Annotated in this window: 18 protein-coding genes and 1 pseudogene; 13 read left to right on the top strand and 6 right to left on the bottom strand. The window is 34.8% G+C overall.

The genetic code is table 11. The features are described 5' to 3' along the window. Positions 1-530 (bottom strand): annotated as a pseudogene (locus HNS38_RS20595) (ISAs1 family transposase); the annotation flags it as partial. Positions 531-926: 396 nt separating this feature from the next. Between HNS38_RS20595 and HNS38_RS16240 the strand changes: the two are divergent. The 8 genes from HNS38_RS16240 to lpxD all read left to right on the top strand — a co-directional run bounded on the left by HNS38_RS16240 (position 927) and on the right by lpxD (position 10,389). Further along, the gene (locus HNS38_RS16240; RefSeq protein WP_216663752.1) at positions 927-2,375 is read left to right on the top strand and encodes a sodium:solute symporter; all 1,449 of its coding nucleotides are present in this window, start codon (positions 927-929) and stop codon (positions 2,373-2,375) included. Beyond that, a complete protein-coding gene (locus tag HNS38_RS16235; protein WP_172279676.1) occupies positions 2,362-2,808 on the top strand; it encodes a GNAT family N-acetyltransferase in 447 nt (148 codons plus the stop codon). The genes HNS38_RS16240 and HNS38_RS16235 overlap by 14 nt, the downstream gene beginning before the upstream one ends. 4 nt (positions 2,809-2,812) lie before the next feature. After that, positions 2,813-3,913, top strand: a complete 1,101-nt coding sequence (locus HNS38_RS16230; protein WP_172279674.1) for an alanine racemase — start codon at positions 2,813-2,815, stop codon at positions 3,911-3,913. A 70-nt stretch (positions 3,914-3,983) separates the two neighbouring features. Continuing rightward, positions 3,984-5,177, top strand: coding sequence for an alanine racemase (gene alr, locus HNS38_RS16225; protein ID WP_172279673.1), 1,194 nt, complete (start codon positions 3,984-3,986; stop codon positions 5,175-5,177). A 135-nt stretch (positions 5,178-5,312) separates the two neighbouring features. Next, positions 5,313-6,947 carry a dipeptidase gene (locus HNS38_RS16220; protein WP_172346721.1) on the top strand — a complete coding sequence of 545 codons (1,635 nt, stop codon included), beginning with the start codon at positions 5,313-5,315 and terminating at the stop codon, positions 6,945-6,947. A gap of 256 nt (positions 6,948-7,203) precedes the next feature. Beyond that, a complete protein-coding gene (locus HNS38_RS16215) occupies positions 7,204-8,208 on the top strand; it encodes a T9SS type A sorting domain-containing protein (protein ID WP_172346720.1) in 1,005 nt (334 codons plus the stop codon). A gap of 35 nt (positions 8,209-8,243) precedes the next feature. After that, positions 8,244-9,176 carry a T9SS type A sorting domain-containing protein gene (locus HNS38_RS16210; protein ID WP_172346719.1) on the top strand — a complete coding sequence of 311 codons (933 nt, stop codon included), beginning with the start codon at positions 8,244-8,246 and terminating at the stop codon, positions 9,174-9,176. A 220-nt stretch (positions 9,177-9,396) separates the two neighbouring features. After that, positions 9,397-10,389, top strand: a complete 993-nt coding sequence (gene lpxD / locus HNS38_RS16205; protein ID WP_172279669.1) for a UDP-3-O-(3-hydroxymyristoyl)glucosamine N-acyltransferase — start codon at positions 9,397-9,399, stop codon at positions 10,387-10,389. Between the two features lie 645 nt (positions 10,390-11,034). On the opposite strand, the gene HNS38_RS16200 is transcribed toward lpxD, so the two are convergent. Beyond that, positions 11,035-11,985: a metallophosphoesterase gene (locus HNS38_RS16200; RefSeq protein ID WP_172279668.1), complete on the bottom strand. Its 951-nt coding sequence runs from the start codon at positions 11,983-11,985 to the stop codon at positions 11,035-11,037. Positions 11,986-12,607: 622 nt separating this feature from the next. Then, on the bottom strand, positions 12,608-13,486 hold the full coding sequence (locus HNS38_RS16195; protein WP_172279667.1) for a DMT family transporter: 879 nt from the start codon (positions 13,484-13,486) through the stop codon (positions 12,608-12,610). A gap of 378 nt (positions 13,487-13,864) precedes the next feature. Between HNS38_RS16195 and HNS38_RS16190 the strand changes: the two genes are divergently transcribed. Beyond that, positions 13,865-15,700, top strand: a complete 1,836-nt coding sequence (locus HNS38_RS16190; RefSeq protein ID WP_172346718.1) for a radical SAM protein — start codon at positions 13,865-13,867, stop codon at positions 15,698-15,700. Positions 15,701-16,397: 697 nt separating this feature from the next. Here the strand turns inward: HNS38_RS16190 and HNS38_RS16185 are convergent. Then, positions 16,398-18,788, bottom strand: coding sequence for a TonB-dependent receptor domain-containing protein (locus tag HNS38_RS16185; RefSeq protein WP_172346717.1), 2,391 nt, complete (start codon positions 18,786-18,788; stop codon positions 16,398-16,400). A 291-nt stretch (positions 18,789-19,079) separates the two neighbouring features. After that, complete coding sequence (locus HNS38_RS16180; RefSeq protein ID WP_172279664.1) at positions 19,080-19,628, bottom strand: hypothetical protein; 549 nt, start codon at positions 19,626-19,628, stop codon at positions 19,080-19,082. A 272-nt stretch (positions 19,629-19,900) separates the two neighbouring features. Between HNS38_RS16180 and HNS38_RS16175 the strand changes: the two genes are divergently transcribed. Together HNS38_RS16175 and HNS38_RS16170 are read left to right on the top strand one after the other, a co-directional pair. Next, complete coding sequence (locus tag HNS38_RS16175) at positions 19,901-20,539, top strand: class I SAM-dependent methyltransferase (RefSeq protein ID WP_172279663.1); 639 nt, start codon at positions 19,901-19,903, stop codon at positions 20,537-20,539. Between the two features lie 52 nt (positions 20,540-20,591). Next, positions 20,592-22,268: a pseudouridine synthase gene (locus HNS38_RS16170; RefSeq protein ID WP_172279661.1), complete on the top strand. Its 1,677-nt coding sequence runs from the start codon at positions 20,592-20,594 to the stop codon at positions 22,266-22,268. Between the two features lie 44 nt (positions 22,269-22,312). On the opposite strand, the gene HNS38_RS16165 is transcribed toward HNS38_RS16170, so the two are convergent. Beyond that, positions 22,313-23,521 (bottom strand): AraC family transcriptional regulator, encoded by a 1,209-nt coding sequence (locus HNS38_RS16165; RefSeq protein ID WP_172346716.1) that lies wholly within the window; start codon positions 23,519-23,521, stop codon positions 22,313-22,315. A 565-nt stretch (positions 23,522-24,086) separates the two neighbouring features. On the opposite strand from HNS38_RS16165, the gene HNS38_RS21255 reads away from it, so the two are divergent. Together HNS38_RS21255 and HNS38_RS16155 are read left to right on the top strand one after the other, a co-directional pair. Beyond that, positions 24,087-24,332 carry a T9SS type A sorting domain-containing protein gene (locus HNS38_RS21255; RefSeq protein WP_172284853.1) on the top strand — a complete coding sequence of 82 codons (246 nt, stop codon included), beginning with the start codon at positions 24,087-24,089 and terminating at the stop codon, positions 24,330-24,332. 240 nt (positions 24,333-24,572) lie between these two features. Continuing rightward, positions 24,573-25,523, top strand: a complete 951-nt coding sequence (locus HNS38_RS16155) for an AEC family transporter (protein ID WP_172284851.1) — start codon at positions 24,573-24,575, stop codon at positions 25,521-25,523. The last annotated feature ends 212 nt before the right edge of the window (positions 25,524-25,735 follow it).

Here is a 25,735-nt window from a genome sequence, read left to right as displayed (position 1 = left end):
GAGTTCCCATGGCATCAATAGTGATAATATTGCCTGAAATACACAGTTTTTCTATTAAATCGGGAATTGCTGTTATTTTGTTTGATTTTTCATTTACCCGTACTTGACCCAAAAAATAAATTATTTTGACTTGCCCAGGCGCTAACCATATGAACAGGAGACTTTTTCCCTCTAGAGTTTGCTCCTCTTATTGTTTTACCATCTATTGCGATTACTTGTACTTTTTATATTGTCGATATTGAATTTACCCATTCAATAAAACAAGTTTCGAATTGATTGCTGTCAATTGCTGAAAACACCCTGTTTATGGTGTCTTCAGAAGGTATCCCATTTGATAGAGTAAGAAATTTTCTTAAAAACACTTCTTTTGATTGAGCAAACTCTCTCATTTATTTCCATGTTTCTGCGCCACAAATCACTGAAATTATTCCAACAAGAAGGATATCGGATATATTGTGAAGTTGGTTTATATGGCTTCTAGGATCGTCTATAGTACCGAAAATACTTATTAGATTATTTGTTGTTTTCATTCCTTATAACATATAGATAATCAATGCAAAAGAGTGATTTACTCTATAATATATAAATATATGGTATTATTATATTTAATTAATTTTCTTAAAAAAGTGTGAGTTTGCCCTGCCAAAAACAACTCAAAATTAGACTAATTCATTTGAATTCCTTATCTTTGTGTTCTCTTTTAAAAAAATAGAAATACTGCATTCTTAAGTATGAGACTTTTCGATGCACAAAAAAAACAAGATTTATGATTTTAAGGAACCTGATTCCATTAACTTCAAAAAACTCAATTATAAGCCAATTAAAGCAGCGTATTAAATCACGCTCTAGCTCCACAGCCCGGCCTCCCGGAAATTAGTCTTTTTAGCAGTTTTCGTTTATTATTCACAAGTAAAACTTGTTCTGTTATGTTACATATTGTAGACATAATCATTTTTGTGGTTTACTTTATTGCCATGATTTCTGTTGGATTCTATTTTTATTATAAAAATAAGAGTGTAGAAGATTATTATGTAGGCGGCCGTAAATTAGGGAGCTGGCATATTGGTCTATCCGTTGTCGCTACTGATGTTGGGGGAGGTTTCAGTATTGGTTTGGGTGGTCTTGGGTACTTAATAGGCATATCCGGTTCTTGGATGCTTTTTACAGGATTACTAGGAGCATGGCTCACTGCCGTGGTTTTAATACCCAGAGTTAATCAGTTATCACATCAAGAAAAATGGTATACTTTCCCCCAATTATTTGGCTTTTTCTATAACAAAAAAGTAGCGTTTTTGGCGGGAATTATATCAGCGATAGGATATATTGGTTTTACTAGTTCACAGCTTTTAGCAGGAGCTAAACTAGCATCGGCAACCTTCATAGAAATTGACTTACAAACAGCATTGATTATCATGGGAGCCATTGCAGTAGTGTATACTGCTATTGGAGGATTAAAGGCTGTTATTTATACCGATACTATTCAATGGATTATATTAATGGCAGGTCTCATTTTTATCGGTATTCCCATAAGCTATTATAAAGTAGGAGGCTACGAAGCCATACAAAATACACTTGCTCCTGAGTTTTTAAGCCTGACGAATATCAAATGGCAACAAATCATCAATTGGCTATTTACCATTGTTCCGATTTGGTTTGTGGGAATGACCTTATACCAACGCATTTATGCTGCTCCAGATGTTAAAACTGCTAAAAAAGCCTGGTATATTGCTGGTTTATTCGAATGGCCTTTAATGGCCTTTATGGGAGTGGCTTTAGGGTTAATGAGCTGTGTAGCATTCGAAAACAACATGTTTGAATCTCAAGGATTTAGTACAGGATCAGCCTTTGATGCAGAAATGGGACTTCCCTTACTCTTAAATACCATTTTACCCGTAGGACTCATGGGACTAATGTTATCAGCCTATTTCTCTGCTATATTATCCACAGCAGATTCTTGCTTAATGGCCGCCTCAGGAAATGTACAAACTGATATCTTGGGACGAATCTGGCCTTCCTCGCAAAACAATAAAAAACATCTGAGAATCTCTCAAATTATTACCATTACAATTGGGTTTTTAGCCATCATTTTGGCCAATTATATGACCAATGTACTGGAGCTCATGCTCTACTCTTATGCATTCATGGTGAGCGGACTGTTTATTCCTGTTCTGATGGCATTATATACCAAGAAACCAAATGCCACTGCTGCTTTTGCAGCCATGATTACAGGAGGCTTTACAACCATATTTTTAGCAGAAACCGGATGGAAACTGCCATTGGGTTTAGATGCGAATATTTTCGGAATCTCTGCTTCGCTTATCATATATTTATTAATCAGTCAATTATCAAATAAAAACACACATGTTAGAAATTAAAAGAATTAATAATAATCAAGAATTTAAAGGAACTACAAGAGATGAATTTGTAGATTTTTTATTCCTCCATTTAGGCAAATTTGGCGACCCCAAGAAAGATATTCAAAAATGCTTGAGCTATGCTTTTAGCGATGAAAAATCTGAAGGTGGTTATGCATTGGCTGCTTTTTATGAGAGTAAACTAGTCGGTGGACTTATCATGAATAAAACTGGAATGGGAGATTATATTCCAGATTGGATTTTAGTCTATGTAGCAGTAGATGCTTCTTATCGTGGAAAAGGTTTTGGTAAACAAATCATTGCAAAAGCCTTTAATAATTGTGAGGGGCGAATCAAGTTGCATGTGGAATACGACAATCCAGCAAAAAGACTCTATGAAAGAATGGGATTTACTACAAAATATGCAGAAATGAGATACGAAAATAATAAATAACAATATGGCTTATTTAGAAATCAATATTACGGAAATAAAAAGCAATATCAGAAAAATTAGCACCTATCTGAATAAGCACAACATACATTGGAGCTTAATTACCAAGGTGTTTAGCGGAGACAAAGATTTTATGAGTAAAGTCTTAACTCCTGATATTGTAAAAGACTTACACTCGGTGGGCGATTCAAGACTTTCAAGTCTCAAAAACCTCAAAGAATTAAATCCAGAACTCGTTACCATCTATATTAAACCCCCAGCTATGGCTTATTTGGAAGATGTGGTGAGATATGCAGATATCTCCACCAACACCTCTCTTAAAACCATAAAAGCCTTAAACGAAGTGGCCAAAAACCAAGGTAAAATACACAAGGTATTGGTAATGATAGAGCTTGGTGAGTTACGAGAAGGTGTGAACCGAGAAGACTTTGCTGAGTTCTATAAAAACATATTTAACCTCTCCCATATTGAAGTCGTTGGAATTGGTAGCAATTTAGGATGTATGTACGGTATTGAACCAACCTACGACAAACTCCTTCAACTCATTTTATATAAAGAGCTTACTGAATTAAAACATGGCGATAAATTACCTTTAGTTTCTGGTGGAAGCTCCATCACTCTTCCTATGGTTGAGACCTCTTCAATTCCTAATGGTATTAATCATTTTAGAATTGGAGAAGCTGCTTTTTTTGGTACTAGCCCTTTAGATAATACCCAATTTCTAGATTTGTGTACGGATACTTTTAATTTTTATACTCAGATTATTGAATTAGAGGAAAAAGATATTGTTCCTGATGGCGTGATCAGTGAAGCCAATATTGGCCATACAGCTGAATTTGCAGATGAAGACAATTCGAGAAAAAGCTACAAGGCTATCCTAGATTTTGGACTGCTTGATGTAGATCAAGAAGGCCTAACATCAGATGACAAAACTATCAAATTAGTAGGAATCACCTCTGACATGACGGTTGTAGACATTGGAAACAATAAACATAAAGATAAATCTAAGAAGTATAATGTGGGTGACCACCTTTGCCTTAACCCTAGCTACCTCGCAGTAGCTCGCCTTTTAAGTTCTAAATTTGTGGAAAAGGTTTTTATAGAATAGTGATAAAATCTGAATAGAATGAAATATCAGACCTTTATCATCATTTAAAATAATTAAACCCTTATATTTAATGCTTAGTACTTCACTACTCGAAATCAAATGCAAAGCCATTGAAACAAATGTCCACTTCACTAGACAATTGGTAGGCCCCAAAGTAATTATTTCAGCCGTCATCAAAGGCAATGCCTATGGTCATGGAGTAGAAGTAGCCATTCCAGCCTTGGAGTATTCTGGAGTCAATCATTTTGCTGTTTTTTCATCCTCAGAAGCTCGAAAAGCATTTAAGGTCATGGATTCCTCAAACACCCTCATGATCATGGGCTTTATTTTTGAGGAGGACTTAAAATGGATCATTCAACATCATATTGAATTTTATATCTCTAATATAGAAATCTTAATAAAGGCTATTGATTTTTCTAAAGCACTTAAAATCCCTGCTCGAATCCATATTGATGTGGAGACCGGTATGAACAGAACCGGGTTATTATTAAAGGAATTAAAAAAAGTCATTCCAATCATTAATGAGAATAAAGAACATTTAATGCTTCAAGGTTTAACTTCTCATTTAGCTGGTGCCGAAAGCATCGCCAATTATACTAGGATTAAAAAGCAATTGGTGGTTTTTAGAAAAAGACGGAAACTATTATACGATAATGGTATCAAACCAAAACTGCAGCATATTGCAAGCAGTGCTGCCACCATTTCCTATCCAGATACGAGGTTAGATATGGTAAGAACTGGAGTATTACTTTATGGTTATTGGCCTACCAAAGAAACTTTCATTAATTATATTCATAGAAGAAAAGATAAATCTGACCCATTAAAACGAGCGATTATTTGGCGTACTCAAGTGATGGAAACAAAGACAGTTCCTGAAGGTGAATTTATAGGTTATGGTTTAAGTTTTCAGGCACAAAATAATATGAAAATCATGATTGTACCGGTAGGATATTGCAATGGATATAGTCGTTCCCTTAGCAATAATGGCCATGTGTTGGTGAAAGGCCAAAGAGCCCATATCATAGGAGGCGTTAATATGAATATGATTCTCTGCGATATCAGTATGATAAAAGAGAAAATCAATATTGGCGACGAAGTGGTTTTGATTGGTCAACAAGGGAATATGGAAATCTCATTTACCTCATTTGCTGATATGAATAACTCACTAAACTATGAAATTTTAGCTCGTTTACCAGAGAATATCCAAAGGGTTTGCACCATAGATGATTTAGGCTATTCTACAGCTCTCGAAACCTATATTTAGATTTACAATACAGTTTTTAGGAGATTCGCAAACCCAAAAAGAATTACCAAATAGGCCTAGAAACAATGTGACAGCATGAATATCTTTTTTACCTTCGTGCAGTACATTGTTAACCTTTGTGGTAAAAAATATTTTATGAAAAACAAGATCTTACTCATTACCCTCCTCCTATGGAGCATCCAACCTATGTTTTCCTGCACCGTGATTGCAGTAGGAAAAAAAGCCTCAGCCGATGGGTCTGTTATAGTTTCCCACACCGATGCTGGACCCGATTGTAGAATCCATTTGGTCCCCGGACAAAAGTTTAAAAAAGGAAGCTTTGCTCCTGTATATTGGGGTATGGTGGACTTGGGTCGTGATTTAGGTGATTATGGTGAAGTATTAGGTGAGATCCCTCAGGTAGAGGAGACTAATTCCTATTTCCAAACCGCTTATCCTCAAATGAACTCCTATCAATTAGCTATAGGAGAAAGTACTTTAAGTCAACGAGAAGAGTTAAAGTTAGACAGAACCATTTGCAAGCAAATCATGACCATAGAACAAGCTCAAGCTTTTGCATTACAACGTTGTAAAACTGCAGAAGAAGCACTGGTCTTGATCACTCAATTATTAGAATCTTATGGATTCTTGCCTTCTTGTGTGGAAGAAAGCGAATCATTAGTCATAGCAGATACCGAAGAAATTTGGGTTTTGGAAGTATTTAGTGTAGGCAACAAATGGGATCCCGAAAGTGGAAAACCTGGTTGTATTTGGGCTGCTCAAAGAGTCCCAGACGATCATGCCATGATTATTCCAAACTGGAGTATTATTAAACAAATTCACTTGGAGGATAAAGCCAATTATAGAGCCTCCTCCAATTATATGCAAGAAGCCATTGACCGTGGTTGGTACGATCCAAATTCTGGAAAGGCCTTTATCTGGCAAGAAGCTTATGCTCCTATTCCTCGCGAATGGGCCACTTCTCGTTTCTGGTTATTCTATGCCACATACGCTCCAAACTATGCCGATTGGCCAAATCGTTTCACGGATTCACCTTGGGATGGTGAAAACCAATATACTCAGTGGGTAGAGCCATTGAGCTTATATCCTTTCTCCGTAAAACCAGAAAAAAAAATCTCCGTTCAAGATATTATGGCTTTTCAAAGAAGTACTTTTTCTGGAACCATCTATGATAAAGAAAATGCCTCAGCATGGTATTATCCGAGCGATAGTGGTACTATGGTGAAAAGCCCAATTGCCACACCCTTTCCAACAGAAGAAATGAGAAAAGTACTCAAGATAAACAGAAGAAGAAATGTAGCTAGAGCCCGAGGAGAATACGGCATGATTACCCAGTTAAGGGGATGGCTACCCAATGAAGTGGGTGGCATTTATTGGTTCTATGTGGACAATGCTTTTACTTCCACTTATGTTCCTATTTATTCCGGCGTAACGGATGTGGCAGAATGCTATAAAACTTATGATGCCACTGCTTTCCAAGAAAACTCCTTTCGTTGGGGCGTTGATTTTGTGGATAACCTCCTCTATTTGCGTTGGCAAGATGCGGTGAAAACCCTCCACGAAAAACGTGATCCACTAGAAGCGAGTTTCTTTAGTGAACAAGAAGGAATTGATGCAATGGCTCAGGAATTACTCAAGAAAAATCCTAAAAAAGCTCAAGAATACCTCACTCAAATCACCATAGAAAGAATGAACAAAAGCCATAAGCTATTTCAAGATCTACGCTATGAATTGATTTCCAAGTATACCAATAATAAACAGGGGATTTAAGGAAAGATAGTACTTAAAGTATATTAAAGTACTTAGAGTTTAAAGTGATGTGGATTGAGTTTTCTTGATGAAATATTCTTCGATAGTATTTATTTTTAAAAGGGATGATGGTCATGCATGGGCAATTATCCCTTTTTATTTATAGTAAACTTGCTTTAGAGAATTAATATGTATTTATAAAGTAAAAAAAAGACTTTGCTTTCATAGCTTATTATTTTTAGCTTTACAGCTTAAACTTATCAAAACCATTTATCTTATGAAAAAGCTATATTTCCTCTTGTTATTTGTTGCTGTTCTCAGTCATTCATTTGCACAATATTCTTCAAAAATAGATATAAACCCTATACTCCGTGAGCATTACGATGCAGATGTTAAAAATTCTTGTCTTCAGTGGGTGTTAGAAAGTGATTCCAATCTTTTTTATAGCTCAGCAGAAATCCCACCATTGGTATTGGATAGTGTTTGGCAAGCCCTTTCTGCTGTGTATTATGAATTTGATATGCCTGAGAGAGATTCTGTTATTGATATGTATTGTATTCATCAATCATATAAAGAATATTTAGTTAAGCAGGTTCTATTTGTACCTGACTTTGAAAACCCAAATATCATTAGCTGGCTCAATCAAGACCCTGGTTATCCAATTCTGGATAGTATAATATCTAAATATGAATTTAATGTTGAAATAAAAGATTGGTATGTTACTTTAAGAACTGAACAAGAAATCAACATGTATTATGTTTTGGCCTTACTGAAATTAATAGACGGAATTGAAATTGCAGAACCTAATTATAATTCAGGAATAGATGGAAACCGCTTTACCTATAGATCTATAGGTGCTGATAAATACTTGTATTTTAATAAAGCTTGGGGAGATTGTTTGGCTGGCTGCTATGCACATCATATATGGCAGTTTAAGATTGATGAAAACAATAATGTAGAATATATTGGAACCTTAAGGCAATATGATGAAGATAATTCTATTGGTGAACCATGGAATTGTAATATAACTGGAATTATGGAAGATGATGAATTAGTATACATGGCTATATCACCAAACCCAGCCCAAGAATATGTTTCTTTTAGCATTCCATTTGAGAACAAAACAGAATATAGAATCTTAAACATTAATGGCCAAATAATAAAAAAAGGATATTTGATTGGGGATGATAATATTTCCGTTTCAGAGCTAAAAAAAGGCATCTACCTTATTCAATTGAATAGTATAAATAATATAAAAACATATAAAATTTCAAAAATATAGATTTGCTCATATGAACACTAATAACAACCTTTAAAATGAAAAAAAACACCCTTTTACTGCTTGTATTATTTGGTTTTAACAACATTTACGCACAGTGGTATAATGAAACCATAAATTTTGAGAGCCCTTCTTCCATGATTTGGATTGACGATAGTCAAGAAAATAATATTTGGCAAATCGGGACTCCTCAGAAAGAATATTTCGACGAGGCCTATTCTGTCCCCTATGCCATTTTAACCGATACGCTTCAAAGTTATGGGGAGAATATCCACTCTTCATTTATTGTTTCTGTAAAAGATTGGTTATGGTTTGAAGGCTCTCCAGCCATTCTCAGTTTTAAACATAAGTTTGATACCGATACATTGTCCGATGGAGGATATATTGATGTTTCTTACGATAACGGTGAAACATGGCTAAGTATTATTCATGATACTACTATGTTTAATTGTGAATGGTCACCAGGATATTATTTTTATTCGGAGAATTTTTATGACGATAATGATACCTTGTTTAATGGTAACGCAGGATTTAGTGGTCGTTCTGATGACTGGGAAACCGCATCATTTGAATGGCTTTATTGCCTAGGGGTAAAAGATTATTATCCAGATTCCTTAATGATTCGATTCAACTTCATTAGTGATGATATAGCGTCCAATAAAGCGGGTTGGATGATTGACGATATCAAATTACAATCCTTTGAATGTAGTTCTGTAAGTGAAAAAGAAAACACGATTTCTAGCTCCATCTATCCCAATCCTATAAACAGAAATTCAGTTCTTAAAATTGAAGGATGGCAAGGCAAAAGCTATGATATTGAAATTTTCGATTTGAATGGAAAACTAGTATACTCACAAATGAATAATGCTTCCAGTTTTCCTTTAAATAACATTTCATTTAACCCAGGTATATATTTCTATCAGATTAGCACTGATAATGAAGTGAAACATGCAGGGAAATTTGTGAAATAGTATTTATAAACACATTCCAAAACCATATATTCCAAGCAGTTGACTAATCCCTTTTGCGATCTTTGCATTTTTTCTTTGCATTTACTTTGCGTGAAAAGCATTAGAAATAAAACTTTTGATGAGTTCAATTGAAATATTGTAGCTAAAAAACGATCTCAGGTTTCTACCTTTTTCATAGCTTTACCAAAATTTAAAACGAACAAAACAGAGGAGGTTATCAATGAAGCAATACACTGTAGAAGAGCTTAACGAGATATTAAAAGGAGAATTAGTAGGAAGCACGAGTCATAAAATAGAAGGACCCGAGCAATTGGAAAAGGCCAAAGTAAACCATGTCACCTTTATTGGAAACAGAAAATATGTGAAACTTTGGGAAGCATCTCAAGCCAGTGTTGCTATTGTTAATGATAATTTGAAATTAGAAGCTGGAGAAAATCGCGCTCTTATCAAAGTGAAAAATGCGGATTTGGCCATGGCTAAAATATTAGAAGTTTTCGATCCGGGCCCTCCTCAGCTCGAAGAAGATATTCACCCTTCAGCAGTGGTTCATGAAACAGCAAAAATAGGCCAAGGCTGTAAGATTGGCGCCAATAGCTATGTGGGTAAAAATGTAGTTCTAGGAGATGGTGTAGTTCTTTATCCAAATGTGACCATACTTGACGATACCATCATAGGCCCAGCTACCGTGGTTTGGTCTGGTACTGTAATTCGCGAAAGAACAGAAATTGGAGCCTATTGTATTTTCCATACCAATGTAAGCATTGGTGCCGATGGCTTTGGTTATCGCCCTCGTGAGGATGGTCAAGGACTTCACAAAATCCCTCAAATTGGAAATGTAGTCATAGGAAATGCCGTTGAAATAGGAGCCAACTCCTGTGTAGATAGAGGTAAATTCAGCTCAACCATTATTGGTGACGGTTGTAAAATTGACAACTTGGTGCAGATTGCCCACAATTGTATCATGGGGCGTTCTTGTATTATGGCTGGTAGCAGTGGATTAGCAGGTTCTGTAACTCTTGGCGATGGTGTCATTATTGGAGGTTCGGCAAGCATAAAAGACCATGTTACCATCCATTCTGGCGCAACCGTCGGTGCCGGTTCTGGCGTAATGAATGATGTTCCGGCTGGAGGTACTGTTTTAGGTTACCCTGCCACCGAAGCTCGCGAAATGTTGAAACAATGGGTGGCTTTGAGAAGATTGGCAAAGAGCTAGAATTCAACACATGCTGTTTAGGTATTGCTGGAAATCACTGAAGTATTATATTCACACTCCTATACTGAACAGGACTTTCTATTTCTTCAATTTAATATTATGTTTTTAGGGATATCTATGCCGTTCTTTTTCAAAAATACTTATATACCTTTTGTATGCAACTTAAGCCATTCTATGTCTAGAAAAACATATGATTGGGATAGGAGATATTACTGCTTTATTCTTATCAAGCTTACTGAGAAATTATATTAATAGACCAATCCCGTCCTAAACGAATAAAAAAAGGCTCAGAAAAATTCTGGACTCCTTGTGAACTTAACAACTTTATTGCATAATGCATATAGATTGATTCCTCTATTACATTTTTTTGGCATCGATAAGAAGTATTGTAAATCCTCTTCCACCAAACTATCAGGTTCTAGAACTTTAATATCTTGAACCTAGGATGGAGCAGTTTGTCTTTTAATAGATTGTGTGAAACCACGTATAAATAGAAGAATAGCAAGAGATAGGAGAAGTAGTTTTCGCATTATAAAATTCATTATAAATATATTATATGTATTAACGGGTCAATTTAGCAAAATATTTCTATCTACATCATAAAAGTGCTTTGAAACAAAATAACTCTCTCAAGTAGGAATAAATTTATAAAGATTTGCGCAAAGTAAAAACAGTAATCTCACCTGGGCAATTAAAACGAAGCGGAACTCCAGAAACACCACAACCTTTACTAGTGAAACCTTGCATTTTTCCCATTTTCCAAAAGCCTTTGATAAACTCATCTCCCTCTTTTTGGTGACTGATGAGGGCTTTTCCTCCTGGTAAACAAACTTGTCCACCATGTGTATGTCCACAAAGATATAAATTATAATTATGATCAGCAGCTATATCGGCTAACTCACTCGTATGTACCAATGCCAATTTAAAACCAGGCTTATCACTAAAAGTCTGGAGGGTAGTATCTGTATAATATGAGAATGGATCGTCGGCACCCGAGACAAGAATTTTTTGACCATCTCTTTCCAACTCAATGGTCTCATTCACTAAAAAACTAATTTTCAAATCCTCTTCATATTGGGTCATGAGCCAAGTATCATGGTTACCGAGTATAGCCAATGGAGGAAACTCCTTTTGCAATAATTTAGCAAGCTCCTCTATAGGTTTTAATATTTGAATAAAGCTTCCACTGCTTTCTGAACGATAGTCTCCCGTTAATACAGCCAGATCAAAGTCTACTTGATCTACCACATGTAAAATACTGTGTAATAATTCTGGGGTGGAGTCGATATGTAAATCTGTTAGGTGGAGGATTCTAAAACCATCAAAATTAGAAGGCAGATTAGAGAATTTTAATTTATAATGATTAATTTCTATATTCCTGGCATTCTCATATCCCTTTTTATAATAACCTGAAATTTTTGCACCCCAAACTAAAAAGTTAAGAATTCTTTTAAAATAACTCCAATGACTTTTACTCTTTTTCCCATGCCTTTTGTGTTTAAATTGATCGGTCTCCAAAACGGAACGAGTAGTGGCCCAAAGCAATCGTTTCTCTTGGCTACCAAATGGTTTCTTATATTGATGAGCTTTTTTCATTGATTGATAAAGTTACTCAAAAAAATTAAAAAATACAATTTTCAATAAAACTATTACAGGGTGAACGCATACTTTGTTAAAAAGCTATATTTAGAAGATAACAGTTTAATCTATAGGTATAATGCTAGCGCGGAAATTTTTTCCGTGCGAAAATATTAACATTAAGGAATGTATTTAAATCACACCAAATCCGCGTAAGCTTTGTTAAAAATAATTAGAAAAATAAAAGTACGCGTTTGCCCTGAAAACTCATAAAGAACTAAGCCTAATTCATATAAATATCCAGCGACAATTTTTAAACCTATGGCTTGCTATTGTATAGAAATTTTAAGAAACAGACAACTAAGTAGCTGGATGAAAGAATGGCGCTTAAAGCCGACATGTAAAATTGATGCGCAAATCTTGATCTGAAATTCAAAGAGTAAATACAAACCAATGACTTATGAAAGCGTGAAGGATTAGAGATTTTGGGATATGAGAAAATAAACTACACATCTTGATAGCCATATTATTTGAATCGATAAAAATCATTCTGACCATAAATACTTTCCTACGGCAACAGTACAAAAGAAGCTATATATCATTTAAAGGCTTTTAAGCTTTAAGGAGAAAAACCATAATATCATCCAAATATCTTGGTTGCTGTTCTACTCTTCAAAACCTGATACATCAATACACCCAACAGAATAAAGATAGTTCCTATTATTTCCTTAAAACTCAAAACTTCATTCACGAAAATAAAGGCGAAAAGTGCAGCAAAAACAGGTTCTAAGGAGAATATCAATGCCACCTTTACTGAACTTTCGTATTTCTGAACCCAAACTGAAACGAAATAACAAAATAAGGTTCCAAAGGCTCCTAAATACATGATGGCCATTAGCGATTCAGAACTCATTATTACTCCTTCAAAACCACTATGATAAGCCACGAAAAAAGAACCAATGGCGCAAATGACACTCCCAGAAACAAACTGATATGTAATGAGCGATAAGGAATCCGTTGTTTTGACAAAACGGCCTGACAAGATGATATGAAAAGCTAAAGAAAAAGAGGTGATTAAAGTAATGAGGTCGCCTTTATTAAAATGGGTATCGAGGTCGTAGGTGAGTAAGAATAGGCCAATCATAACGATCAGAATAGAAACCACTTCGGGGTTTTTGATTTTTTGTCGATAAATTAAAACTAAGAGAATTGGAACTAAAACAACTGCAATTCCGGTAATAAAAGCAGAATGCCCGCTACTGGTATATTGTAAGCCGATGGTTTGCGAAATATATGTGGTAGTTAATAGCAAGCCTAGAATGGAACCATTTATTATCGCTTTCTTATTCCAAAGACTCTTCCTGTTTTTAAAGAAGACAAACAATAGCATGGGGATACTGGCCATGAGCATTCTTCCCAAAACAATATAAAAAGGATGAACCGATGCTACGGTATCTTTAATAATGAAAAAGGTGGAACCCCATACTATGGCTACAAGAACTAGGAGGAAGTTTTTCATTTATCTACTTTGGTTTTTGGTAGGCAAAGGTATTGTTTTCGGTTGAAAAGATGGAACGGGGGATGATGTTGATTTTATAGATGATCACAGATAAGTTTTCACGCAAAGGAAATGCAAAGGTTTTCGCAAAGTGCGCAAAAGGGCAGCGGCCTAGGTAGCACAAACTTCTGACAACACGGATGATACTGGTCTCAGCTAGCGCGTATTTCCGAATCCGGGCGACACATTAAAGACGCAAGCCCTTTTACTCATACTTAATATTCAACCCAAAATGAAGAAGAGTTCATTAAGAAAACACCAAGCTCCAACTTTAAGTAATTTACATACTTTAAATACTATTGAAGCTTTTGTGTACTTTTGCGCTTCTAAACTCAAGAAATGAAAATCCTTCTCAACTGCCTTCCTCCAACCGATATTTATAGTCCTTCTATATCGCTTTCTATTTTGAAAACGATGATGGAGAATCATGGCATAGAAACCGAGGTTAAATATTGGAATTTTTTGTGGTCGGGGATGTCGGAATATACAGATAGCGAAGACACTGAAATCAGACTTTTGCCCTTTCTTTCTTTGCTCAACGATAGACAAAGCAATACCGATGGAAATAAAAGAATATTATCTCTGCTTCAAAAATTAGATCCTTCTCATAAAGCCGTCAATCCTCATTATTATCAGGAATTCTTAGAAGATAAAAAGCAAGATATCATCAGTATTATGGAGCAAGAATTGGATAAGATCAATTTTGAGGAGGTCCAGTTATTTGGTATTTCTGCTAAATATAACCAGTGGATTCCAGGGATGATATTGGCCGAAGAAGTAAAAAAGAGAGCCCCACAAGTAAAAATAGTTTTGGGTGGTTTTGGGAGTCAGGATAGCGCTGAGGAGGCCATGAAGCTTTGCCCTTATTTCGATTTCTGTACTTGGGGCGAAGGAGAATATCCCCTTTTGGAACTCAGTCAGGAATTAGATAAAACGAATCCTGATTTTAATCTGCTTCCTCGTATCTGGTATAAAGACCCTGATGATCTTAAAAAGTCAGATACCAATAAAAGTGAATACTTAGATTTTGAAAATTATATCTTTCCTGATTATAAAGATTATGTGGCGCAATTCCCCAAGCATGAGAATCAAGAGCTCATCAATATCCCCATCAATACCATTAGGGCTTGCCACTGGGGAAAATGCCAGTTCTGCGACTTCAACAAAGGCTATAAATTGAGATCTAGAAGTCCAGAATGTGTGGTAAACGAGATAGCAGAAATCTATAAAGAATATGGCTTCACTACCTTCTCTTTTGTGGACAGCGATACCTTCGGAAACAAAGAACACTTTGAGCATTTACTAAACTTACTCATAGAACTCAAATACCAAAAGGAAGAGGACTTTGAATTTTGGGCCGAAATGATTCCCAATGCAGAATTTGATGCTAAACTCATGGAGAAAATGGCTGTGGCTGGCTTCAAAAACTTATTTATAGGATACGATGGTTTGAGTGATACCCTCCTCAAAAAAATGAATAAGAGCAATAGTTTTGCCGATAATATATTCTTTGTGAAAGAATCCATTAAAAACGGTATTTATCCTGTGGTGAATGTGATTAAACATGTGCCCGGAGAAACTGAAGAAGATATTCAAGAATGCATAGGTAATTTACATTACCTCCGATTTTTCTATAATAATAAGCAGGTGGATTTCTCTCATATGTATGTGAATTTGGTATTGTCATCTATGACCAAATATTATGCTTTAATGCCTGAGGAGGAATTAGCCAAATATAATGTGGATAGTTTGGCTTCTATGCTTCCTGTAGATATGTGGAATAGCGAAACTCGTTTCAGATTATTCCGTTTTGAAAAAGATGCACCTGCTAATTTTCAAGAATGGCAAAAATTGGAAGAGATAGAGGAATACTATAAGTCCCAAACCTTCACTTATAAAATGCTTGAAAATAATGGCATCTATTATTATTCGGAGTATTGCAAAGGAGAAGAAATTGCTAGTTTAGTTTTTGAGGAGCCTATTTATGCTTTCATTTTAAAGGCTGCTAGTAATCGAGTTTGTTCTATGGAGGACTTGTTTGATGATTTGAAATCAAATGGTTTTAAAGTCTCTAAACAGAAACTCAAATCGGTGCTAAAGAATTTGCAAGAATCTTATCTTGTTTATTGTAATTCTGATTTTTCTAATGTGGTTTCATTGGTGGAGATTAGGTGAGATTAAGTGGGATTTGAATTGGAATCTTATCTTTTTTTACCATAGGATTAGATTTCAGTTATCGGTCAGCATTTAGAAACTCATCTCAAATAAATGCTCTGGCTGACCAAAAGATAGTGTGACTTGTTAGCATGGGTTGAAACTTATGCTTATTTATATTGAAGTGCTGATGCATCGGATAATGACGATGCTATTAATATCGCTATATTTATATGGCGTATAGCATTATTCCGACCTTCAGGGTTCGCTCTTCTCACAACCACGTATCCACATAAGCACCTGACCTTGGAATGGCACTCCTTAAATCAGGAGTAGATTTATGGAGATGGCTTCGCTATGCTCGCCATGACCATGCTTTCTATGAAACACCTGAGTAGTATTTCCTTTGAAGGAGGGTCATTGCGAGGAAGTATAACGAAGCAATCTTCCATAATAAGAGAAGCATGTTGAATCAACCTTACCATCAAACCCGCGATAATTCGCTAAATCCGTGGTAATCCGTGGATCCTTTTTTTGCGAGTAACGCGAGCATCTATTTAATTCGCGACTATTAGCGGTCCTCTTTTTTTGAACAAATAATACACCTTACTAACCCAGAAACGTTCCTTGAACACAGATTCTTCACATAAAAAAAGGTGGATTTCAGCTCCCTCTATAGGTCACAAAATTCCACCAAAATATATCTGATTATATTGAATTATATTCTTGCTCTTAATGCTACTATAATATTTCTACCTGGCGCTACAATCCCTGAAGAATATGGGCGATAACGGTGGTCCATGATATTCTCCATTCCCAAGTTAACTTGTAAATAAGAATTGACCTGATAGCTCATCTTCAAATTCAAAGTATACCAAGATGGTGAATATGGATTTCCATTGCTATCGGTGGCATACATATATGTTTTTTCATATTCTTCTGGAGATAGGTTTTCATAGGATATTTCTCCGTTATAAATGGCATAAACATCGGCTTTAAACTTATGGAATTTAAAGATGAAATGGGTGCTTCCGAATAATGGAGCCACATGCCTCAATGGAATGCCATCCATATCCTCACCTTTGGTGTATGTCATTACTGATTTAAAGCTTAGATATTTCATTAAGTCAGCATAAACTCCCAGATTAAATCCGTAAATATAAGCTTCACCATCATTAACAATCGCTTGAACTTTGCTCAGCTCGCCATCATAATATATAGAGTCTTGACCGTTGAAAGTGAAATCGCGGCGCAACATGGCATCTTGTAAAATGGTATAAAAGGCCGATGCTTCTATACTTACTTTTTGGTTGATTGTTTTTGAAATACTCAAGTCGAAACTATAAGCGTATTCCGAATTTAATTGGTCGTTAGGTACAATAACGCTTCCTGGTTCTGAATCAAATACCTTACCTACATCATCGATATTTGGTGCTCTAAATCCGGAGGAGGCATTGAAATTAAATTGCCAAGTATCGGTTGGGCGATACACCAAACCCAAACTTCCATTTAAAGCTCCAGTATTGATGGAGATATTATCGAAAGGAAATTGATAGAAAGTGGTATCAAAATCAGCATCCATCATTACGCGACTATATCTTAAACCAGCCACAAAAGTAAATAGCTCGTTTATATTATTCTTATAGTTTACATAGGCTGCATAGGAAGAATAATGGCTTCCATCAGGATAGCGACTGGCATAAGGATTGGTTTCATCAGTATAAATGTTGCGCTCTTGACCTATGGAATTTACTCGATTATAAACCGCTTCTAAACCATAAAACAAGGAAGTTCTTTTACTCAACTGCTTGTCAAAATCCAGATTGGCAGATAGTGCCTTTACTTTCTCTGTACGCTCTCTAATCTCTTCCTTTCCAAACTTACGATCGTGTCTGCTTTCCTCATAGTCTTGATAAGCCATTACCAATTTGGCTTTATCAAAGAAAGGGTTGCTTTTGAAATATTCGATACTCAAATCGTTCATCATCCAAATTTGAGGGCCATAATACCATTCTGCATATTTTAATCTGTCACCACTATATTCTAATAATCTATCATAGCGAGGCACATCAGATACTTTAGAATAATGAAAACCATAATTTATATTCCAATTTTCGTTGGGTTTAAATCTGATTTTTTGCATGACATTAAGCTGATTATAATTGGAAAAGCGCTGAATATTTTCATTTGAGTTCTGAATCACTGAATCTTGTCCATTTATTCGATCCACATATTCGGGTCTCACATACTCCTCGTTACCCTGGCTTCCCATTCTTAAATCGTCGAAATCGCTATAGCTCACGCTGGTGAGAAAGCTCCATTTTTTAAGACCGATATTGAAATCGAAATGACCTGTTTTTTCATGATTTGCAGAGGAATAACGAGTCATAGCATTAACTTTAAATTCTGGCTTATCGTTTTCTGATAAACGAGTTTGTAGAGTATGGAAATCCATGACTCCACCCAAGGCATCGCTACCATAAATAACAGATCCTGGTCCGAAAATCACTTCCATATTTTCAATGCTATTGGCATCGAGAGAAATCACATTTTGTAAATTCCCAGAGCGATAAATGGCATTATTCATTCTCACCCCATCTACTACTATTAAAATACGATTGGTAGAGAATCCTCTAATCATGGGGCTTCCGCCACCCAGCTGGCTTTTCTGTATAAACACCTCTCCTGAAGAACTTAATACATCGGCGGTGGTTTGGGAATTTGAAAATCCGATCTCCTTGGCAGAAATGCTTGTGATTTTATTGGGAACTTCTCGTTTGTCTTGTTCCCACCTGTTTTGCGAGATTACTACCTCGTTTAGTTTTAAAACACTTTCGCTCAATTTTACTATAAATTTGATTTTCTGGAGCTCCTCAAAGCTAATAGTTAAGGTTTCGTAGGAAGTATGTTGAAAGCTAAGGCTCTCATCTTTGTTAAAAGCACTCAAATCTGCTTCTCCCTTGCTATTTGTAATCAGCGTATTGTTCTTATTGAAAACAAAAACATTCTCGATGCCTTGTAAATCGTTCTCATTGATCACTTTTAGAATCTGGCTGTGACCATATAAAACGATGAAATTTATTATGATAATTATTAATATTTTTTTCATTTAATCTATTTAAAAATGATTGGATCAATGTAAAGAAATCATACTTTAATGACTTGGTTTTACAAAATACCATTTCCTTCATTTCTACCTCATCTCACAAGAGGTATAATCGAATACTATATCCAAAACCCATTTGAAACATTGGTGTTTAGAACACAAAATTCTAAACTAATCCTAGAGCCGTTTCGACTAATCGACAAGCTCATTTATGGCACAAATTTATACATATTTGTTTAAGATGCCCAATGAATTAATGCTTTCATTTGTGGATACATAAATGTTGATTTTGGATTATAGGAAGAATATAGAAAGCTCTTTCTGAGGAGGGGGATATTGTAAATCTAAAACTATAGATTGATAGTTTTGAATATATATAGTATTTATTTTTTTAATACGACTATGGCTTTCCAATAACAAGGTATTTCTTTGGAAGAAAAAGAGTTTTGCCATTATATTGAGAAGGTTCTTGGTTTTGTTTTGCTGCTCTGGATGATGAGAAATATAATTTTTGATATGAATGTCCAGATTTTCGAACAGTTTACTTTCCTTAAAATCGTGTATACATGAGTATATGATTTTGTTGTCTTTAATTTGTTTTTCAACTATATCAAACATTTGTCCTTGATATCTGAATTCCTTATTGGGTTTTGTCCAGGCGAGCAAATAACTCTTGCTATTTTCAATGGATATAAGCACCAACTCTTCCTGAGGAACAAAATGTTTTATTAAATACTTCACCTCATCTTTTACCTGAAATTGAACCATATTAAATACGATATAATAACCCACCAAGTTATATAAAAAGACAAATAGGAATAATATGGAGAATGCTTTCTTCAATTTAATATTTGCTAAAATTTGGCTGCAAATATAGATTAAAAAAATATGTACATTGCAATATTAACAAGGGGTTGCAGGATGATTGCAAGAGTATTTCAGGATTCATTTACCTACATTTGAATGAATGGCTGTTTAGGTTGCAGGCTAATACACAAACGAAACAAATGGTACTAACGACATGTTTTCTAATGTCAGAATAAAAAATTATCGCATGTTAAAAATGTATTTTAATTTAGCAGATTAGACATTAAAAAACAAAGCCCATTCAAGAAATGATTTGTACACTCTGCGGTTCCACACTTATACATAAAATAGATACGAACTATTATGATTGTGATATTTGTAAAGCAATACTATTAGACGAAACACACTATTTAAATGCTGATGAGGAGAAAGCAATCTACGAAGCTCACATCAATGATGTAACTGATATTCGATATCAAGACTTTACCTCTCCTATTACTCATTTTATCCTTGAGAATTTCTTAGCAGCACATAAAGGATTAGATTTTGGAAGTGGCACCGGCCCTGTTATCTCGAGCGAACTTATGAAGAAAGGCTATGACATTGTTCAATACGATCCCTTCTTTGCTCCTAAAGAAAACCTGTTAAGTCATAGCTACGATTATATTGCCAGTTGCGAGGTGTTTGAGCATTTTTATCAACCAAAAAAAGAAATAGACCGGCTGGTATCATTACTAAATGAAAATGGAAGCTTACTGATTATGACCATTTTATATCATGAGCAGATTAGCTTTAGAAATTGGAGTTATAGAAAGGACCCCACTCATGTGTTCATCTACAGAAAGGAAACGATAGAATATATTGCAGATGAGTACAAACTTGAAATAGAAGTGATAACTGACCGATTTATTGCTTTGAGAAAGATTGACGGCACCAAATTTTCATAAATATATTGGCAATCAAAAACAGTATATTTGCCCAGAATTTTAATTAAGCATTGTGCAAACACATTTTCAATATTTCTCCACTCCAGTAGACGAGTTTAAACTTCCCAACAAGTTTACATTTCCCTTTTATTATGAACCACATCCTTTGTGTAAACTAGCTGCAAACGAAGTGCAATATTATTTGGAAACACAAAGTGATTTTGAGCATAATTTTGGTATGGATTCTTCTAAAAAAGGAATGGTTATTGGAAAAATGTTTGGAGTCCTAGTGGTCAAAAACCAGAAAAATGAACTTGGATATATAACCGCTGTTTCAGGAAAGTTGGCGGAGAAAAATCAGCATAAAAAATTTGTTCCACCAGTATATGATATGCTGACTAAGGATTCCTATTTTCTACAAGAGGAGGGTATTTTAAATAGGATCAATATAGAATTAGAAAATCTGGAGAAGGGCTCTGAATATCAAAAATTGCTAGCTCAGGTAAAAGCGGAAAAGAAGAAAGCGGCCATTGATATTCAAGAAAAAAAGGAAGCCCTGAAATTTGAAAAAAAAGAGCGGAACTTACGAAGAGTAAAAGCACAATTAGAATTATCAGAAGAAGCATACGCAACTTTTGAAGAGGCTTTGAATAAAGAAAGCTTAGAAGCCAAATATTTTTTCAATAATGTAAATCGTTATTGGGAACACACCTTGAAGGCGCTCCAAGAAAAACTATCGGTTTTCAGCAATCAAATAACTATTTTAAAAGATCAACGCAAAGCAAAATCAGCGGCACTGCAGGATTACTTATTTGAACAATATCAGTTTTTGAATTCAAAAAAAGAAATCAAGAACCTATCGGAATTATTTGTTGAAACTGCTGAGCAAAATATTCCTGCGGGTTCTGGAGAATGTGCTGCTCCAAAATTATTGCAATATGCTTTTTTGAATGAATTAAAACCTATTGCCATGGCTGAATTTTGGTGGGGAAAATCGCCAAGTAAAGAAATACGAAAACATCAGCAATTTTATCCAGCTTGTCAAGGAAAGTGTAAGCCGATTTTAAAGCATATGTTGGATGGAATCGAAATGGATACCAATCCCATGTTAGTAAACCCTGCTATTGGCAAAGAGCTCGAGACCATTTTTGAAGATGAACATTTGATAGTGGTATACAAGCCTGAGGAGTTTTTGTCGGTTCCTGGAATTCACATTCAAGATTCGGTATATACCCGAATTAAGCAGCAAGTAAAAGATGTTTCTGGCCCTATTATCGTTCATCGATTAGATATGTCTACTTCTGGATTATTGGTTTTGGCAAAGAACAAAAAAGCACATAAAGATTTACAAAGTCAATTTATTAGTAAAACCGTAGAAAAAAGGTATACTGCGCTACTAGATGGGATTGTAAATGATGATGCCGGAGTAATAAGCTTACCACTTCGAGGTGATTTAGATGATAGACCCAGGCAACTGGTTTGTTTTGAGCATGGAAAACCAGCAGAAACAAAGTGGGAAGTTATAGAACGGAAAAATGGGAAAACGAAAATTCATTTCTATCCTATTTCTGGACGAACACATCAATTACGAGTTCATGCTTCTCATGTTTTAGGATTGAATATTCCGATTATAGGTGATGATTTATATGGAAAAAAATCTAATCGTTTGTATTTACACGCAGATACATTAGAATTTTCGCATCCCCTCACTAAACAAAAAATGATGTTTCATAAAGAAGCGGGTTTTTAAATAGCTACACTAGTTTATATAAATTATTGAAATCCTTAAATGATTTATACTAAAGAGTTTGTTTGGTGGTCGATAATAAATTGCGAGGGGGTCATGCTGGTTGTCTGCTTAAAAATTCTGTTAAAGCTGGCCTTAGAATTGAATCCTGCATCATAGGCTAAACTGATCAATTTTAGATGCTTATTTTGAGGGTCGATCATCATCTTTTTAACTTCTTCAACCCTAAATTGATTTACAAACTCATAAAAGTTTTTTTGGTGTTTTTGATTAATAATATTTGACAATTGATATCGTTTTACATCTAGATCATCAGCAAGTTCCTGAAGGCTCAGTTCTGGGTTTAAATAGGGTTTTTCTTTTTCAAAATAACTAAGGAGGTTTGTATTTATCTCTTCAATGATAGGATCTTCGAGCTCTTCAACTACATTTTTATTTTTTATTTCAGAAATAACATCATTTACAAATGGCTTCCCTTTACCTTTGACAGGTTTGTGAGGATTACTATTTGAGCCTAGATTGATTTGGTTTACATCAAGTTTGTATATCTCTGGCGATTTAATAGCAGAATAACTAATGACATAGATAATTAATACAAGAGTTAAGTAAACGAAATTAAAAAGATCGACGCCTATATTAATATTGAAGAATTCGAGATGGATACCAATAATACCAATTAACCAGGCAAAAAGGCTTAGGGAGATACCGATATATTGAATTTTCAGGATCATCTTATCCACATTAGATTGATAATCTTTTATTTGATATTGGTAATTTGATAATAGTCTTAATGCGAGAATTGAATAAATAACGCCTTGAATCGCAACAATTTCACTGCTGGCAATATGAAGAAGCTCATAGTAAGAACTCATATTATTGAGTAAAAAGAATTTTTCTTCACCATTACTTAAGTAAAATTCCGAATTCAGTAATATGATGATTAACCAAGGCGAAAAGTGGATTAGGTCTTTCGGGTTAAATCGCTTATAATTGGAAATCAAATATTTTACCTGCAAATATAAAAGTGGAAATATAACAAAGAGGAGTTGATCAAATACTTTAAGTAAATGAGGAAATCGAACATACATCCCCTCCTCTTGGAGTGCAAATGCTGCTATAATAATACCCCATATTAGTGTTAATAAGCCTAATAATCTATTCGAAACTATATTTGCCTTTATGGAAAACAAAAATATACTAAGTAAAAATCCCTGAATAGAACCTAGGTATAATAATGTTTGAATAATTTGATTCATAGATGATTACGTATTCTTTTTGTATTTAAAACAGGTATACAAATCTAACTAATTTTATTTAAGGAAAGCTTGTTTGATTTAGTTTTTTCTAAGCCTTAAATAAGAATACTAATTATTGTATGGTTTGACGGAATTACTCTATCAATAATTGTTTTTTTTAAATAATTTATCTTTCTTGTTTGCTAGGATAATTTCTACATTAATATATTGCGAAAAAACACAAATAAATGCTACAAGAATTATTTTGTAGGCTTATATAATGGTCTCAACCGACGTGTAAAGACCCATAATGTTTATAAACCAGGTCTCAATTGATAAGATGAGACTGTTATTATTATTTGCATACTTACTTTTGCTGCTGATCACGAAATGTTTATATAGAAATTTAAGTAAAAACAAATATGGATAAGTTTAATAAAAAAACATTAATTATTGGCCTACTAATACTTATTGGGCTGCTTATTATGGTTGCTACAACATTTGGTCAAAATGGATAAAGCACATTAATAAATAATCCCCCTCAAAATCTAAGTGCTGAAGGTGGTGCCAAAAAAATGGCGTAAATATTTTACAAGGATTTTCAATATATCCTAACCCTGTATCTGTTCATAAGCTGAAAATTACCCTTCATAATACCGATCAAGCAGAAAGTTTTGTGATATTGAATGGTGCAAGACAAGTAGTAAAAAAAGAGTATCTTTCAAATAATAATTCTGAAGTTGATGTTTCGGTCTTAAACAGCGGTATTTATATGGTAAAAATTCAATTTAGCAATGATTTTTACCAGATTGAAAAACTTATTGTGAAGTAAAAGAGGAGTAAATTATCATATATTTTTTAACAGGCTGGTTTTATACCGGTCTGTTGTGTTTAATCAAAGTTCTCATAAATTTCAGACTTTTCCATATAATGATACTTTTTTCAAACCCATATTCATCCATAAATGACCACATATTTTCAGAATATTAGTTAAGGATGTTTCTTGTTCTCCTTTGAGCTAATTTAGTTGTTGTCCAAAAAAACAGTTTTGACAATTTCCTATCTTTACCATATGAATGAAACTACAAGTTTATTAGAAGGGGTCTTGGTGATTATTGCCATTATCTTCCTTACCACAATACTCAAAAAATTTAAAATATTAAAGAAGGAGGACAGTAAGTTTTTCGCTAATATTGTATTAAAAGTGACGCTTCCCGCAATCATTTTTTCAACTCTTGCTCTCCATACTTTCAATGTGGAATTCTTATGGATGGCTTTGATAATGGCGACCATTGAATTGTTGATTCTTGGTTTGGCTTGGTTGATAGCAAGCTTATTTAAGTTTAATTCTGGAGAGAAAGGAGCGCTAATGCTAGTATCTGCTTTTGGGATGACCTCCATGCTTGGCTATCCATTAATACAACAAATTTTCCCTGGTAATGCCATGGCTATAGAAGAGGCAGTGGTCACCAGTGAGTTTGGGGTTGGCCTTCTCCTGTTTATATTAGGCCCACTTATTGCCATGATTTACGGGGATGCCGCAGTAAAAGGAAGTGCCATTTCAAGATCAGTTAAACAGTTTTTTGCCTCCCCCATTTTTTTCGCTCTAGTTTTTGGTTTCGGAATGTCTTTTTTACCCATAAATCAGACTTCGTTTGCCTTTAAAACAGCCACTAATTTTTTAAGTATTGTAGGTGCTGCTAACTTTTTATTGGTAGGATTTACTATCGGTTTAATCATTGAATTCAAAAGGATGAGTCATGTTTTTTTGTTTATGGCCATTGCTGTCCTATTAAAACTTATTCTAAAACCTGTTTTAGCGGTTGTCCTCACCAATTCACCTGAGTTTACCAGTATGATGCGCGAAATCGTATTTATTGAAACCGCATTACCATCGGCCATTTTAACAGCTGTTTTTGCCAAACAATATAATTGTCGCCCCGATTTGGTATCCATGGCCATCATGGTTACCCTTGTTTTGAGTGTGATTTCGGTGAGTGGATTGTTTGTCGCTTTCTTCTAGAGTAATATCATGTATGCTCTCAATCTTGAAGAGAAGAGCTGGTAGTTCCAACGAAAAATCCATTTGTGAAAACCCAAATAGACCCCATTAGAAATACATGCCCGCATTAGTGGGCCCTGTGCTCTATGCTATTTTCGCTGTGCACCTCACCTTATTTGGGGTCACATTAAAAATTATGGGGAGCAATGGTTTTTAGCCTTTTCATAGTTACA

Origin of the sequence: Lentimicrobium sp. L6 (assembly GCF_013166655.1) — a bacterium.
Lineage (GTDB): Bacteria > Bacteroidota > Bacteroidia > Bacteroidales > UBA12170 > UBA12170.
Note: the sequence above shows the minus strand (reverse complement) of the source record. Positions and strands in the feature narration are given on the sequence as shown.

What these genes read in the sequence shown, in the direction of transcription:
- HNS38_RS16240 (WP_216663752.1), top strand. Translation starts at nt 927, where the DNA reads ATGTTACATATTGTAGACATAATCATTTTTGTGGTTTACTTTATTGCC.
- HNS38_RS16235 (WP_172279676.1), top strand. Translation starts at nt 2,362, where the DNA reads ATGTTAGAAATTAAAAGAATTAATAATAATCAAGAATTTAAAGGAACT.
- HNS38_RS16230 (WP_172279674.1), top strand. Translation starts at nt 2,813, where the DNA reads ATGGCTTATTTAGAAATCAATATTACGGAAATAAAAAGCAATATCAGA.
- alr (WP_172279673.1), top strand. Translation starts at nt 3,984, where the DNA reads ATGCTTAGTACTTCACTACTCGAAATCAAATGCAAAGCCATTGAAACA.
- HNS38_RS16220 (WP_172346721.1), top strand. Translation starts at nt 5,313, where the DNA reads ATGAAAAACAAGATCTTACTCATTACCCTCCTCCTATGGAGCATCCAA.
- HNS38_RS16215 (WP_172346720.1), top strand. Translation starts at nt 7,204, where the DNA reads ATGAAAAAGCTATATTTCCTCTTGTTATTTGTTGCTGTTCTCAGTCAT.
- HNS38_RS16210 (WP_172346719.1), top strand. Translation starts at nt 8,244, where the DNA reads ATGAAAAAAAACACCCTTTTACTGCTTGTATTATTTGGTTTTAACAAC.
- lpxD (WP_172279669.1), top strand. Translation starts at nt 9,397, where the DNA reads ATGAAGCAATACACTGTAGAAGAGCTTAACGAGATATTAAAAGGAGAA.
- HNS38_RS16200 (WP_172279668.1), bottom strand. Translation starts at nt 11,985, where the DNA reads ATGAAAAAAGCTCATCAATATAAGAAACCATTTGGTAGCCAAGAGAAA.
- HNS38_RS16195 (WP_172279667.1), bottom strand. Translation starts at nt 13,486, where the DNA reads ATGAAAAACTTCCTCCTAGTTCTTGTAGCCATAGTATGGGGTTCCACC.
- HNS38_RS16190 (WP_172346718.1), top strand. Translation starts at nt 13,865, where the DNA reads ATGAAAATCCTTCTCAACTGCCTTCCTCCAACCGATATTTATAGTCCT.
- HNS38_RS16185 (WP_172346717.1), bottom strand. Translation starts at nt 18,788, where the DNA reads ATGAAAAAAATATTAATAATTATCATAATAAATTTCATCGTTTTATAT.
- HNS38_RS16175 (WP_172279663.1), top strand. Translation starts at nt 19,901, where the DNA reads ATGATTTGTACACTCTGCGGTTCCACACTTATACATAAAATAGATACG.
- HNS38_RS16165 (WP_172346716.1), bottom strand. Translation starts at nt 23,521, where the DNA reads ATGAATCAAATTATTCAAACATTATTATACCTAGGTTCTATTCAGGGA.
- HNS38_RS16155 (WP_172284851.1), top strand. Translation starts at nt 24,573, where the DNA reads ATGAATGAAACTACAAGTTTATTAGAAGGGGTCTTGGTGATTATTGCC.